Genomic DNA, 13,510 nt, shown 5'->3' with positions numbered 1-13,510 from the left:
CATAACTTGTCACACTTTTGACTTTGCAACATATTATTTCATTAAGAGAAAAAAGTTGCGTAAGGTAAAGAAAGGGGCAAGGTATATGTGGGTACAAAAGAAACGGTCTAAAAAGGTGTATTTTTATTCTGTTCTGTTATCAAAATTACACATTTTATCAGAACAGGAAAAAAACACACTTCTTCAAAAAAAGAAGAATTAGTTAATAAAAAGAACAAAGTAATCACGGGGAGTGAAAACTTTGTTCTTTTGTTTACTTACTAAATAAAGATGAAATAGCTTCCTTTAAATCACCAGATAAAATGCCTTTTTCCGTAATAATTCCTGCGATTAACTTATTCGGAGTAACATCAAATGCAGGATTAAACACTTTAACACCTTCAGGGGCTACTTGAACGCCATGAATATGTGTAATTTCTTCTGAATGACGTTCTTCGATCGGTATTTGATTTCCATCTGTAATGGCAGGATCAAACGTAGATAATGGTGCTGCAACATAAAATGGAATGTTGAAGGCACTAGCTAAAAGCGCTAGATTAAAAGTTCCGATTTTATTTGCAGTATCACCATTTGCAGCGATTCGATCAGCACCAACAATGATAGCGGTGATGTTTTTTGATTTAATGGTATGTGCTGCCATATTATCAGTAATTAATGTTACATCAACACCTGCTTGCATCAGTTCCCATGTTGTAAGACGTGCTCCTTGCAGAACTGGTCTTGTTTCACAGGCATAGACACTTAAGTTTATATTTTTTTCTTTGGCAAGATAAAAAGGTGCAAGAGCTGTTCCGTATTTAGCTGTTGCGATAGATCCGGCATTGCAGATTGTCATAATCCGGTCACCGTCTTTAAAAACAGAAAGAGCATGTTCTCCAATTGATTGGCACACTTTTTCATCTTCCGCTTCAATAGCTTTTGCTTCATTTAGGATTGTCTTCTTTGCTTCAACTATATTTGTCACTTCTTTTATACTGTTCATTAATCGATCTAATGCCCAGAATAAGTTAACAGCTGTTGGCCTTGAACTTGCCAGATAATCACGATGTTTTTTCAGGTTGTTTAGGAAGCTTTCATAAGTTTGTGAAAGTTCCTGGTTAGCCGCTAACGCTAAACCATAAGCGGCAGTTATACCAATTGCAGGAGCTCCTCTTACTTTTAATGACTGAATAGCTTCCCAAACATCCTCGACTGTTCTCAGTTCGAGATACTCAGTGACTTGAGGGATCTTTTGTTGATTTAATAAAGAAATATACTCTTCCTTCCAGATGACAGAACGAGGTATAACGAAATTTTGTGTTGGCATTTTGTAAAACTCCTTTTGCAATTCTTTAGTTGACTGATACAGCAGTTTGCTTTACATATTCTTTGAATTGGTGTGGTTTTGTAATTGATTTTCTGTTTTTGATTAACTCGCTTCCCAAAGATAAAGCAACTTGCTTTGTTGCAATTCTTCTTTCAAAGGGTTCAATTGTATCTAAGTCTGCAACATGTGCCAATCCGATTGTACGACGAATGATTTCACAGCCGGCAAACCCGACTGCTTCTTCAAAGATTTCAGTTAAAACATGCTCCAAATAGCCATCGACTTTTGCGAAAATCTCGAGTGCATCTTTGTTCCATGCATTGGAAAATTCCGTTACAAACACATCCCATGTAGTTTCAATATGGTTATAGATGACGCCTTGATGTTCGGGATTACGAGCCAATACATTAAAGAGAAGGTTTGCAAATACTTGCCCAACATCGAAACCAATAGGTCCAAAATAGGCGAACTCAGGATCGATGACTTTTGTCTCGTTTTCATCCGCAAAAATACTACCTGTATGTAGGTCACCATGAACGAGTGCTTCGGCCTTGGTAAGGAATAGTTGTTTTAACTTTGCTGTTTCTAGTTTTAACGTTTGATCTTCCCAGATTTTTTCTACATCTTGTTGCAGCTCCTGCTCATAATCATTTGTGTCGTGATTAAAGAAAGGATCTGTAAAGACAAGATCTTCTGTAATTTTACAAAGATCAGGGTTAATAAATTGTTTAACCAATGTTTTTTTATAATGCTGGTTTAGTCCGTAATCAGATGTATAAAATAATGTTTTAGCTAAAAACTCTCCGATATGTTGGGATAAAAATGGTAAAGCGTTACCTTCAATTAAAGCTGCTCTGGCGATTTGTAAATGTGAAAGATCTTCCATGATTGTAATCGCGAGGGCTTCATCTGAATAAAACACTTTAGGTACATATTGAGGAACAAATTCCGCTTGCTTTAAAAGAGCATTTGTTTCAATTCTTGAACGATCTAAAGTTAATGGCCAACTTTCTCCAACGACTTTTGCATAGGGCAAAGCCTGTTTAATTATGATGCTCTCACCAGATTCAATGTTTTTTACTTTAAATACAAGGTTTAAATTCCCGTCACCAATTTCATTACAAGTTAATTGACTGTTCTCTTCAAAAAGCTGCAGCTTTTTTGCTAAAGCGATTGCTCCGTTTTCATTTAATGGTTCATATGCAGATGATTTTTTGTTTGCACACATTTGAATGACCTCCAAGTAATAATAGTGTTGGAGGCTTTTCTGAAAAATAAGAAAAGCCCCTTTCCAGATTGAAAGAGGCTTGAAGTCGTCGCTTCGCACCTCTCATCTTTCAGAAAGTGTCCTTTCTGATGGAATTAGCACCGTGCCCTACTGGTAGTTGCCCAGATTTATTTCATGAAAATGAAATATGGTCGGTTGCTGCGGCGTCATTGGGCCAAGTCCCTCTGCCAACTCTTGATAAGAGATTATTATAAAAATAATAGATTCATTTAATTGTTTTTAGGTAGTAATGCTTTTAGCAAAATATAACGCTTGATTAGCATATTATCAATGTTCATAAGATTTTGTCAACAGTAAATCTAAAGAATTGCCTAAATATTTGTGAATTTAACGATAATAATTTGGGAGACGGTCATCGAAAATAGGGATTTGACTGCGAACTTGTTTCACCATGTCGATGTCCAGTTCAGCTGAGATCAAACCTGGATTTTCATCTGCTTCGGCTAAGATATTTCCCCATGGGTCAATAATAAGTGAATGTCCTGCAAATTCATTATCCGGGTCACTTCCTGCCCGATTGCATGCTACTACATAGCATTGATTTTCTATTGCTCTGCTGAGCAGCAGTGTTTTCCAATGGTGAAGGCGAGGCATTGGCCACTCTGCTACAACGAATAATACCTCTGCTCCCATTGTGGTATGTGCACGAATCCATTCTGGAAAACGAATATCATAACAAATGACTCCAGCACTTTTCATGCCGCCAAGGTCGAATAGTCCTTTTTCCTTTCCAGCTGTTAGGTAGTGATGTTCATTCATAAGCTTAAATAGATGAAGTTTGCTATATTCATGGATAAGCTGCCCGTTATTATTCACAATGAACATCGTATTTGTAACATGTTTGTCACTCTTTTTTGCGATGGACCCACCGATGATGTGTATGTTATATTTTTTTGCAAGCTTTTGTAAAAATGAGCATGTTTTTTCACCATTTTCATCAGAGATTTCATCTAAGCGAGTTAGATCATATCCAGTTGTCCATAGCTCTGGTAGTACGACGGTTGTTGAATCTTCTTGTTGAACAGCTTGTGCAATCTTTTCTTCTACTTGTTGATAATTAAAGTCTGGATCACCGAATTTAATGTCTAATTGAATACATGTAATGATAGATTTCATTTCGTTCACACTTTCATTTATAAAATTTTTACTTTACAAGTTGTTTCTAACAATATATGATTTGTGACTAGAATTTCAAGAATTTTTTGAGTAGGTGCTAAAAATGAAAATATATAAGCAATCAGAATTATTAACTTCATTACCAAAGCAGTTTTTTGCAAGTCTTGTCGAAAAGGTAAACAATATTATGGAACAAGGACATGATGTGATTAATTTAGGGCAGGGAAATCCTGATCAGCCAACACCGGCACATATCGTAGAAGCGATGGAAAAGGCAGTGCAGAATCCAAATTACCATAAGTATTCTCCGTTTCGCGGTCAGACCTTTTTAAAGGAAGCCGTCTCTCTTTTTTACAAGAGAGAGTATGGAGTGGATGTTGATCCGCAATCAGAGGTGGCCATTCTTTTTGGAGGAAAAGCAGGGTTAGTCGAGGTTCCTCAATGTCTTCTGAATCCAGGGGATGTGGTGCTTGTACCAGATCCAGGATATCCTGATTATTGGTCAGGTGTGGAATTAGCTCGTGCAAAAATGGAAGTTATGCCTTTGTTGGAGGAGAATAAGTTTTTACCGAATTATGAAAGTTTGCCAAAAGAAGTCGTAAAACAAGCAAAATTAATGTTTATTAACTATCCGAATAATCCCACCGGAGCAACAGCATCAGAGGAATTTTTCGAAAAGACTGTTCAGTTTGCAGATGATCATAATATTTGTGTTGTTCATGATTTTGCATATGGTGCGATTGGCTTTGATGGGAAGAAACCGAAGAGTTTCCTACAAACAAAGGGTGCAAAAGAAGTTGGAATTGAAATATACACATTTTCTAAAACATTCAATATGGCCGGTTGGAGGGTTGGATTTGCAGTAGGAAACCCTTCTGTTATTGAGGCGATAAACTTGCTGCAGGATCATATGTATGTAAGTGTATTTAGTGCAATCCAGGAAGCAGCTGCACATGCTTTATTAAGTCCGCAAACATGTGTAGAAGAATTAAATGAATTATATGAGTCTAGACGAAATGTATTAATAGAAGCATGCCTTGATATCGGGTGGAAAGTAACTGCACCAGCTGGATCGTTTTTTGCGTGGCTGCCTGTACCGAAACAATTTGATTCTTCTCAAGCATTTTCGGATTTTTTGCTTGAGAATGCCCATGTTGTTGTAGCACCAGGTGTGGGATTTGGAGAGTATGGTGAAGGGTATGTGAGGGTTGGTTTACTTACATCCGAAGAAAGATTAAAAGAAGCAGTTGAAAGAATAAAGAAATTAAATATTTTCTAATCTTGACAGATTATATTTTGTTCTGTCATAATCTTATTAATTTAATATATTGAACGTTCGTTCTTATCAAGAGCAGGTGGAGGGACTGGCCCGATGAAGCCCGGCAACCGACTTAAACATTACATGTTAAGCACGGTGCTAATTCTTGCAGCATTAGCTGATAGATAAGGGAAATTGCTTTATACATTTGTACGTACAAAAAGCTCCTTTGATCTATTCAAAGGGGCTTTTTTAATATTAATTTTGAATCCGTATATGAAACGAAATGTTCAAGATTTACAGAAGGAATCAAATGGCATAGATTAATAAAAGATGTTAAAATTAGTATGATTAATAGAAAGATTCAGAAAATGTCAGATGTATTGAGAAAGTAGGGTTATCAGTGAGTGAAGTTATTGCTACATACCTTGTACACGATGCAAAAGGTAATTTAAATAAAAAAGCCGAAGGCATTGCATTGGGCTTAACGGTTGGTTCATGGACCGATCTGCCATTGCTTGAGCAAGAACAATTAAAAGCCCATAAAGGTCGTGTATTAGAAGTCAGTCAGCTTGAGAGTTGTGAAAAAACAAATCAATTTTTAGGAAAACATGTTACAAAAGGAATCATCAAAATTGCTTATCCAAGCGTAAATTATAGCCATGATATACCTGCCATCTTAACAACCGTTTTCGGAAAATTATCTCTTGATGGGGAAGTGAAGCTTCTTGATTTAGAGTTATCTGAAGAGGTGCAGAAAGCTTTTCCAGGTCCAAAATTCGGTATACCCGGGATCCGTGACTTGGTAGGAGTCTATGATCGACCACTACTAATGAGTATCTTCAAGGGTGTTATTGGTAGAGATCTGGTTTACTTAAAAGATCAATTGAAGCAGCAAATATTGGGTGGTGTTGATTTAGTAAAGGATGATGAAATCCTCTTTGATAATCCTTTAACACCTTTTGAAGCTAGAATTGCAGCTGGTAAAGAAGTATTACAACAAGTATTTGAAGAAACAGGACATAAAGCATTATACGCGGTAAACTTAACAGGAAAAACATTTGAGCTGAGAGACAAAGCGAAAAGGGCCACTGATCTCGGAGCCAGCGTGTTGCTTTTTAATGTGTTTGCATATGGTTTGGATGTGATGCAAAGTTTAGTGGAAGATCCGGAAATTAATATACCGATTATGGCACATCCGGCTGTTAGTGGTGCTTTAATGGCATCAAGTTTGTATGGGTTTTCCAGCTCTTTACTATTAGGAAAACTAGTTAGAATGTCTGGTGCTGATTTTTCTTTATTTCCATCTCCATATGGAAGTGTAGCTTTAGATCGAAATGAAGCACTAGGAATTGCTGAATACTGTTTGAAAGAAGAAGGGCTAAAGCAAGCTTTCCCGGTTCCGTCTGCAGGTATTCACCCTGGATTAGTCCCTTTATTAGTAAACGATTTTGGAATCGATTCTGTGATTAATGCCGGTGGCGGTGTACACGGACATCCAAATGGAGCAATTGGTGGAGGACAAGCATTCCGTGCAGCGATCGATGCTACCCTTTCAGGTATTTCCTTAAAGCAAGCTGCTGAAACAAATGAGGACCTTAAGCTTGCCATTGATCTTTGGGGTGCCAAAGAGGTGGGCAAATGAGTAACACAGTACTTATTTGTGACTTTGATGGGACAATCACTGAGACAGACAACATTATAGCTATCATGAAAAGGTTCGCACCACCTGAATGGAATGCTCTAAAAGAAGGAGTTCTATCCCAGGAGATTTCCATTAAAGAAGGAGTCGGCAAGATGTTTCATTTACTGCCTTCTTCATCAAAGGCGCAAATTGTGGACTATATTCTCAATCATGCTGAAATCCGATCAGGATTTAAAGAGTTCGTTCAATATACAGTCGACAAAAATATTCCACTTTATATTGTCAGTGGAGGAATTGACTTTTTTGTTTATCCTCTTCTGCACGGAATAGTTCAAGAAGATCAAATATATTGTAATGTGGCCAATTTCTCACACGATCATATAGAAATTGAATGGCCAAACAGTTGTGATGAATTTTGTGCCAATGAATGTGGATGCTGTAAGCCTTCACTTATCCGTCAGCTTACACAAGAAGATCAAAAGAAAATCGTCATAGGTGACTCGATAACCGATTTACAAGCTGCAAAATTGGCAGATTTCGTGATTGCTAGAGATTTGTTATTAAATAAATGTAAAGAATTAGAATTACCACATCAGTCTTTTACTACGTTTTATGATGTGGTGAATATCCTTGATCAATTAGAGGAGGTGAGTGTGTGAGTTTGCTAGAACAACGCTGGGAGGAATTAGCTGATATAAAAAGAGTACTGGCTAAGAGAGAGTGGTTCCCGGGAACAAGTGGAAACTTGGCTATAAAAGTGAATAGTGATCCAACTTCATTTCTTGTTACGGCAAGTGGTAAGGATAAAACAAAGGAAACGAGCGAAGACTTTTTGCTTGTAGATAGCACCGGTCAGCCGGTTCATGACTCTCATTTAAAGCCATCAGCTGAAACGCTATTACATGTTGAAATATTTAATAAAACCAATGCAGGTTGCAGCCTTCATGTCCATACCGTTGATAACAATGTAATCTCCGAGTTGTACGGAGATCAAGGAAAGATCACGTTTAAAGGTCAGGAAATCATTAAAGCGTATGGTTTGTGGGAAGAAGATGCAGAGTTTACAATTCCAATTATCTATAATCACGCTCATATTCCTACATTGGCAGAGGACTTTAGTGAATTTGTTAAAGGTGATGCAGGTGCAGTCCTTATTCGTAATCATGGTATTACTGTATGGGGAAGGGATGCATTAGAAGCGAAGAAATTCTTAGAAGCTAGTGAGTTTTTATTTTCCTATCATCTGAAATTGATGGCTTTGAAAGCTGTTCGCTAGAGGAAGAATGTCATATAACAATTTGAAAACTGGAGGAGAAAATAATGGCAGTTATTAAAGTAAGAAACACAAAAGAAGTAATAGAAGGTCAAGAGCAGGTTTCTTCATTTTTAGAAAAGCAAGGTGTTTTATATGAGCACTGGGATATGAGCAAACTTCCGTCACATTTAGTTGAAAAATTTGTTCTAAATGATGAAGAAAAATCAGAAATATTAACAACTTACAAAACGGAAATTGAAGATTTAGCTGAAAGAAGAGGATACAAAACTTGGGATATCGTGGCATTATCAGATGCAACACCAAACCTTGAAGAGCTACTAAAGAAGTTTGAAAATGTTCATACACATACTGAAGATGAGGTTCGTGCAATTACTGCCGGACATGGTATTTTCATAATCAAAGGAGACGATCAAACAGGATATTTTGATGTAGAATTGGAAGCGGGAGATGTTATTTCTGTACCAGAAGGAAATCCGCATTTCTTTACATTAATGGAAGATCGTCAAGTTGTGGCTGTTCGTTTATTTATTGAAACTGAGGGATGGGTGGCACATCCTTTTAAAGAAGAACAAGAATTAACTAAATAATACGAAAAAAGGCGGAGAAATTTACTTCTCCGCTATTTTTAATAAGTCTTGTTTTTTCTTAGTTAAATTTAGAAATTTTTGATCTAATATTGCATATTTTTCAGAATCCGGAGTTAATAAACTAAGCTCACCAAGTACCGCAGAAATTTCTGTGTTCACTCTTAATAATTCTTCTTCTATTTCCTTTTGTGTAGATGATATAGATTTTTGAGGTGTAGTTCGTTTCTTTTCATACTCTTCAATCGACATTTCTACACGTTTAATTTTTTTGTCTTCGAAAACTAACAGTTTATCACAAACATGTTGTAAAAAATAGATATCATGTGAAACGATAAGAATCGTACCGGTAAAATCTTTTAATGTTTTTTCTAATTGATTGCGGCTTGCTAAATCTAAATGATTTGTCGGTTCATCCAGGATTAAGAGGTCATATTCATTAACGAGCATGTTTGTTAATTTAATTCTTGTCCGCTCTCCGAGACTTAAAGTTCCAACTCGTTGACTCAGTTTTTCAGCATCCATTCCCATATTTGCCAGAGTTGTTCTGGCTTTAAGCAGTTGTGTACGGTCTGAGATCTGTAATGCTTCTAAACCTGTTTGCGAGATATCCATATCTGCAACATCCTGACTTAAGCTTGCGATGTTAAGTGAGGAGCTAATATTTAAATAACCTGATGTGATTGTTTCTTTTCCTCTTAGCATATTTATTAATGTTGTTTTGCCTGAACCATTTGGTCCGTAGATACCAATTTTTTCTCCATGTTTAATAAAAAACTGACTGGGCTGAAACAACATTCTTGTTTGAAACTTTTTCATAAGGTCTTTTGCCTCAATGATACGGTTTCCTCTTTTTTCGTTTGCCTTAAATTGAAATGCAATGTTTTTCTCTTCAGAAGGTTTTTCAACCTTATTTTTTTCTAATTCACTTTTTAGTCTTTTCATTTTTGACTTCATTGCACGATCTATTTTCTTTGCTTTTACACCATGGAATTCTTTCATTCCTTCTTGATCTCGCATTGTTCGGTGAGCTTTTCCTGCCCAATGCTGTAATTGCTCCATTTGAGCTTCAACTCTTGCGATATCCTTTTGCTGGCTATGATAATGGTGTAATTGAACTTCTCTGTGTTTCTTTTTCTCATTAAAGTAAGAAGTGTAATTTCCTTCATAAGTTGTAAGATGTCCGTTCTCCAGGTCAAAAATTTGACCAACAGTTTGATCTAAAAAGTACCGATCATGAGAAATGACAACGATAGCTCCTTTGAAGGTTTTAAGTTGTTCGATTAACCAATTAATTCCTTGAAAATCCAGATGGTTCGTAGGTTCGTCAAGTAAAAGGATATGTGGATGACATGACCAAACTTCAGCTAAAGCAATTTTAAGTTTTTCACCTCCACTTAAATGTGAGAGGCGATCATGATCCCACGATTGGTATTTTGAAAGTCCTAATTCACTTGTCTTTTCAAGAAATTCACTAGAAGGATGTGAGATTTCTGCTGATTGAAAATCGACGGATTGCTTTAAATAACCAATTTTAAGTGATGGGGCTTTTACGATTGTGCCGCTATCAGGCTCCATTCTGCCGTAAATCAAGTTGGCAAGTGTTGATTTTCCTGCACCATTTATACCAACTAACCCAATTCGATCTTGGCCTTTTATTTCAAAGGAAACATCGTTTAAAATCTGTTGATCACCAAAATGTTTGTGAATATTTCGTACTGTAAGCATAAAAAAACCTCCCTAGCCCTAGAGAGATCATTCTTAAAAAATACATATGCATATGAAAAAAGGCTTCTGATATGGAAGAACATATCAAAAAGTTTCATAAGGGATGTATAATGTTGAAGAATGCAGACTAATCCAATTTCTCTAGGTAATATTAAGATTCAATAAATAAATGAAAAATAATAGCCTGAAAAAAAAGATTAGAACTTCATTGTCTCAACATTCACCCTTTCCGTCTTAATTACTATTATTATATGTAACAAGGAAAGAAAATGCAACAACATATCATATACTTGGGAGACGGATATTTTCAAATGCCCTTTACTAATAATTTGGGCTATGATAAATTTTTATCAATTACACTTCAAGGGGGCTATGTTATGAAAGTTCGCTATCATTATGTGAACAAAGCTGAAGTTAAATATTGTGAAAGTCAATGGACTGTCAAGGAAGCATATGAATATTTAAAGGAAACAGGGTATAGGTCAATACCCGTTTTAAAGGATGATGGGAAAACATTTGTTGGTTTCATCTATAAAGTTCATTTATTGGAGCATTTTGTTGAACATAATGGAAAGGAAACAGATCAAATTGAGCCATTCATTAAAAATCAAGATGCATACATATTTGAAGACGATTCTTTCTTTAAAACATTTTTATCCATTCGCAGGTTACCTTTCCTAGCTGTAATCAATGAACAAAATGAATTTTCCGGTATTATAACTCATTCAAATATTATGGATGTATTAGAAGATTCTTTTGGAATGAAAACTGGAGGAGTTCTTTTAACAGTTGGTACGAAGGAGCACAAAGGTGCAATAAAGGATTTAGTAACAGCTGTAAAAGATATTAATATCGAAGGTTTGTTAACATTAGATAATGGTGATGAGTATATTAGAAGGGTCATTTTAAATTTATCTGGGGATTTATCTGATCAAAAACTTCAAAAAGTCGTGAAGAAATTAGAAGACAAAGATTTTCGTGTAACTGCAATTGACCGTATTGCCAAAACAAATTAATGACATAGGGATTGTTCGAATATAGAACAGTCCCTATGGTTGTCTATTATTGAAAATTTGTTACGTCCTCTGGATGAAGAAATAATTCTGATAGTGTAACAGCTTTTGCTTTCTCTTTGACCTTTGGTACATATTGTCTTAGAACTGCTGCTGTTTTATCTCCAGCTATTCCAACATGACCGATTGCTATAATATCAGTATCATCCTCAATCCTGTTTAATAATAAATTTGCTTGTCTAACGATATGACTTGTCGTATATTGCTCATCAAAAAATAATTCGTTTTCAAGGTAAGGGACACCTAACTCACTTGCCAATTTTTCAACAACACTTTTTCCAGTTGTTTTACTATCTAAGTAATATAAACCTTTCTCCTGGCATACCTCTAAAATGATTCTCATAATGCGTGAATCAGCTGTAATTTTTGACCCCATATGATTATTCATTCCAACGGCATGGGGAACATCTTCGATAGCTTTTATGACTCTATCCCGTACTTCCTCGTCTGATAAATCACTGGTGATTGCACCTGGCCCTAGCCAGCTTTTTTTTCCATGTAATGGTTCCATTGGAAGGTGAAGAATCACTTCATGACCTTTTTGATGTGCAAGCTCTGCATCCTTTTTTGTGGTTGACAAAAAAGGCATCACTGCAACTGTTAAAGGAATAGGCAAAGAAAGAATTTCCTTTGTTCCTTTCATGTCATTTCCAAAATCATCAATAACAATGGCGACATGTTTTGGACCTGTAGGCTGAGAAGCCTCAGAAAGCATTGGACTTGCAATATTCAAAAAAAGAAAAGTAAAGATCATTAAAATCTTCATTGTGATACTCCTTTTGATTAAATTTCACCCTTAACTCCTTTAAAACAACAAAGTATGTGGAAAACAGCCTAACTTTTTTATAGTCTATCCAATCGAGAAAAATCAATGTGTATATATGGTTGAAATGATTATGAATGGGAAGTTTAAAGATTACAGAATGTGGGAATAAAGAAAATATAACCAAGTACTAATGAGATGTTTGCAATATTGTCATATTTAAATATGCTTTAGTCTTTACAGATTTGAGAAATTCTGTAATAATTTTTGTCATAATAAAATGGATTTTGATAATGCATAACTATTTGAAGTCCTAGATTCTCGTATAAATGAATAACTAGGAGGCTATGTAATGAATACTGAACGCATGAAAAAGAGTTTACTTGAATTAATAAACAATAAAAGAGAAGAAATGATTGAAACAGCAAATAGAGAAGGTTATACAAGTGTATTAGCGATTCAATGCAGTCAAGATTTGGACAAGCTATTAAATGAGTATCAACGGTTATTGTTAGATGAAAAAAAACCGAAAAGAGGAACTTTTCAGCATTTTGTTCCAACTATGAAATTGTTTTCGTTTCAAGATACTTTTTCGTTTTAAAAAAATACAGTGGACACCACTGTATTTTTTCTTTGTTTTAATTATTAAAAGCTATTGATTAAGATGACCATACAGAGGATCCCTGTAATAAAGGAATACGTGGCAAACTGTTCGTTTCCATCACCATGGGATTCGGGTATAAGTTCTTTGTAAATAATAAATAGCATAGCTCCTGCTGCAAATGCTAATCCATATGGGACAAGAAAACCTACATAGTTAGTTAAATAAAATCCTAATAATGAAGCAACAATTTCTACAGCACCAGTTGCGGTTGCAATTAAAAATGCTTTCCCTCTTTTAATGCTTTGATTAATTAAAAAAAGTGCCACTAAAAAGCCCTCAGGAGCATTTTGTAACCCGATTGCAAATGCAATGAGATTTCCGGTTTCATTTGCACTGCTGCCTGATGAAGCATAACTAACCCCAACCGAAAGTCCCTCTGGTATATTATGCAATGTTATAGCAGCAATAATAAGGAGTGCTTTTTCATCAAATTTTATCCCGCTTTTGGTATGTTCTAAATCAATATGGGGAATGGCTCTTTCAAGTGAGGTAAGAACTAATACACCTAAAAATAGCCCGATTGAGACCTCTATTATGCCTCCATATTTTAACGATTCAGGTATTAATCCCAACATTGCAGCAGTCATCATGATTCCAGCTGTAAAGGCTAATAAAATGTCTCTCCAACGATGTGTAATGGTTTTTTGTAAAAAAAGGATTGGAATAGCACCTAATCCTGTTGATAGGGCTGATAAAATACTACCTAATAATACATCAGACATTTGAGTTTTCTCCTTTTAATATGGATACCCTTTGTTCATTAATTGTCATTTAGAACTATTATAGCCGAATCCCTTACTACGAGGAAA

At 35.7% G+C, this 13,510-nt stretch carries 13 protein-coding genes and 2 riboswitches; of the genes, 7 read left to right on the top strand and 6 right to left on the bottom strand.

The features are described 5' to 3' along the window. Nucleotides 1-253: 253 nt before the first annotated feature. From mtnA to BK577_RS20130, 3 genes are all read right to left on the bottom strand, one after another. Nucleotides 254-1,306: an S-methyl-5-thioribose-1-phosphate isomerase gene (gene mtnA, locus BK577_RS20140; RefSeq protein WP_078434598.1), complete on the bottom strand. Its 1,053-nt coding sequence runs from the start codon at nucleotides 1,304-1,306 to the stop codon at nucleotides 254-256. 25 nt (nucleotides 1,307-1,331) lie between these two features. After that, complete coding sequence (gene mtnK, locus BK577_RS20135; protein ID WP_078434597.1) at nucleotides 1,332-2,534, bottom strand: S-methyl-5-thioribose kinase; 1,203 nt, start codon at nucleotides 2,532-2,534, stop codon at nucleotides 1,332-1,334. Nucleotides 2,535-2,633: 99 nt separating this feature from the next. Then, a riboswitch (SAM riboswitch) is annotated at nucleotides 2,634-2,778 on the bottom strand. 143 nt (nucleotides 2,779-2,921) lie between these two features. After that, the gene (locus tag BK577_RS20130) at nucleotides 2,922-3,710 is read right to left on the bottom strand and encodes a carbon-nitrogen family hydrolase (protein ID WP_078434596.1); all 789 of its coding nucleotides are present in this window, start codon (nucleotides 3,708-3,710) and stop codon (nucleotides 2,922-2,924) included. Between the two features lie 103 nt (nucleotides 3,711-3,813). Here BK577_RS20130 and BK577_RS20125 point away from each other — a divergent pair, with 103 nt between their 5' ends. The 5 genes from BK577_RS20125 to BK577_RS20105 all read left to right on the top strand — a co-directional run bounded on the left by BK577_RS20125 (nucleotide 3,814) and on the right by BK577_RS20105 (nucleotide 8,476). Continuing rightward, on the top strand, nucleotides 3,814-4,989 hold the full coding sequence (locus BK577_RS20125; RefSeq protein WP_078434595.1) for a pyridoxal phosphate-dependent aminotransferase: 1,176 nt from the start codon (nucleotides 3,814-3,816) through the stop codon (nucleotides 4,987-4,989). A 60-nt stretch (nucleotides 4,990-5,049) separates the two neighbouring features. Next, nucleotides 5,050-5,160: riboswitch (SAM riboswitch) on the top strand. Nucleotides 5,161-5,371: 211 nt separating this feature from the next. Then, nucleotides 5,372-6,613, top strand: a complete 1,242-nt coding sequence (mtnW, locus tag BK577_RS20120; RefSeq protein ID WP_078434594.1) for a 2,3-diketo-5-methylthiopentyl-1-phosphate enolase — start codon at nucleotides 5,372-5,374, stop codon at nucleotides 6,611-6,613. Further along, complete coding sequence (locus tag BK577_RS20115) at nucleotides 6,610-7,272, top strand: 2-hydroxy-3-keto-5-methylthiopentenyl-1-phosphate phosphatase (RefSeq protein WP_078434593.1); 663 nt, start codon at nucleotides 6,610-6,612, stop codon at nucleotides 7,270-7,272. The genes mtnW and BK577_RS20115 overlap by 4 nt, the downstream gene beginning before the upstream one ends. Next, the gene (locus BK577_RS20110) at nucleotides 7,269-7,889 is read left to right on the top strand and encodes a methylthioribulose 1-phosphate dehydratase (protein ID WP_078434592.1); all 621 of its coding nucleotides are present in this window, start codon (nucleotides 7,269-7,271) and stop codon (nucleotides 7,887-7,889) included. The genes BK577_RS20115 and BK577_RS20110 overlap by 4 nt, the downstream gene beginning before the upstream one ends. 44 nt (nucleotides 7,890-7,933) lie before the next feature. Further along, nucleotides 7,934-8,476: a 1,2-dihydroxy-3-keto-5-methylthiopentene dioxygenase gene (locus BK577_RS20105; protein WP_078434591.1), complete on the top strand. Its 543-nt coding sequence runs from the start codon at nucleotides 7,934-7,936 to the stop codon at nucleotides 8,474-8,476. Nucleotides 8,477-8,497: 21 nt separating this feature from the next. On the opposite strand, the gene abc-f is transcribed toward BK577_RS20105, so the two are convergent. Beyond that, nucleotides 8,498-10,201: a ribosomal protection-like ABC-F family protein gene (gene abc-f, locus BK577_RS20100; RefSeq protein ID WP_078434590.1), complete on the bottom strand. Its 1,704-nt coding sequence runs from the start codon at nucleotides 10,199-10,201 to the stop codon at nucleotides 8,498-8,500. A 377-nt stretch (nucleotides 10,202-10,578) separates the two neighbouring features. Between abc-f and cbpA the strand changes: the two genes are divergently transcribed. Continuing rightward, a complete protein-coding gene (cbpA, locus tag BK577_RS20095; protein WP_078434589.1) occupies nucleotides 10,579-11,217 on the top strand; it encodes a cyclic di-AMP binding protein CbpA in 639 nt (212 codons plus the stop codon). 46 nt (nucleotides 11,218-11,263) lie between these two features. Here cbpA and BK577_RS20090 read toward each other — a convergent pair whose 3' ends face one another. Next, on the bottom strand, nucleotides 11,264-12,040 hold the full coding sequence (locus BK577_RS20090; RefSeq protein ID WP_078434588.1) for a divergent polysaccharide deacetylase family protein: 777 nt from the start codon (nucleotides 12,038-12,040) through the stop codon (nucleotides 11,264-11,266). A 349-nt stretch (nucleotides 12,041-12,389) separates the two neighbouring features. On the opposite strand from BK577_RS20090, the gene BK577_RS26670 reads away from it, so the two are divergent. Then, nucleotides 12,390-12,638: a Spo0E family sporulation regulatory protein-aspartic acid phosphatase gene (locus tag BK577_RS26670; protein WP_078434587.1), complete on the top strand. Its 249-nt coding sequence runs from the start codon at nucleotides 12,390-12,392 to the stop codon at nucleotides 12,636-12,638. A gap of 44 nt (nucleotides 12,639-12,682) precedes the next feature. Here BK577_RS26670 and BK577_RS20080 read toward each other — a convergent pair whose 3' ends face one another. Next, nucleotides 12,683-13,423 (bottom strand): ZIP family metal transporter, encoded by a 741-nt coding sequence (locus BK577_RS20080; protein WP_078434586.1) that lies wholly within the window; start codon nucleotides 13,421-13,423, stop codon nucleotides 12,683-12,685. Between the last annotated feature and the right edge of the window lie 87 nt (nucleotides 13,424-13,510).

This window comes from Metabacillus halosaccharovorans (genome assembly GCF_002019635.1).
Lineage (GTDB): Bacteria > Bacillota > Bacilli > Bacillales > Bacillaceae > Metabacillus > Metabacillus halosaccharovorans.
Note: the sequence above shows the minus strand (reverse complement) of the source record. Positions and strands in the feature narration are given on the sequence as shown.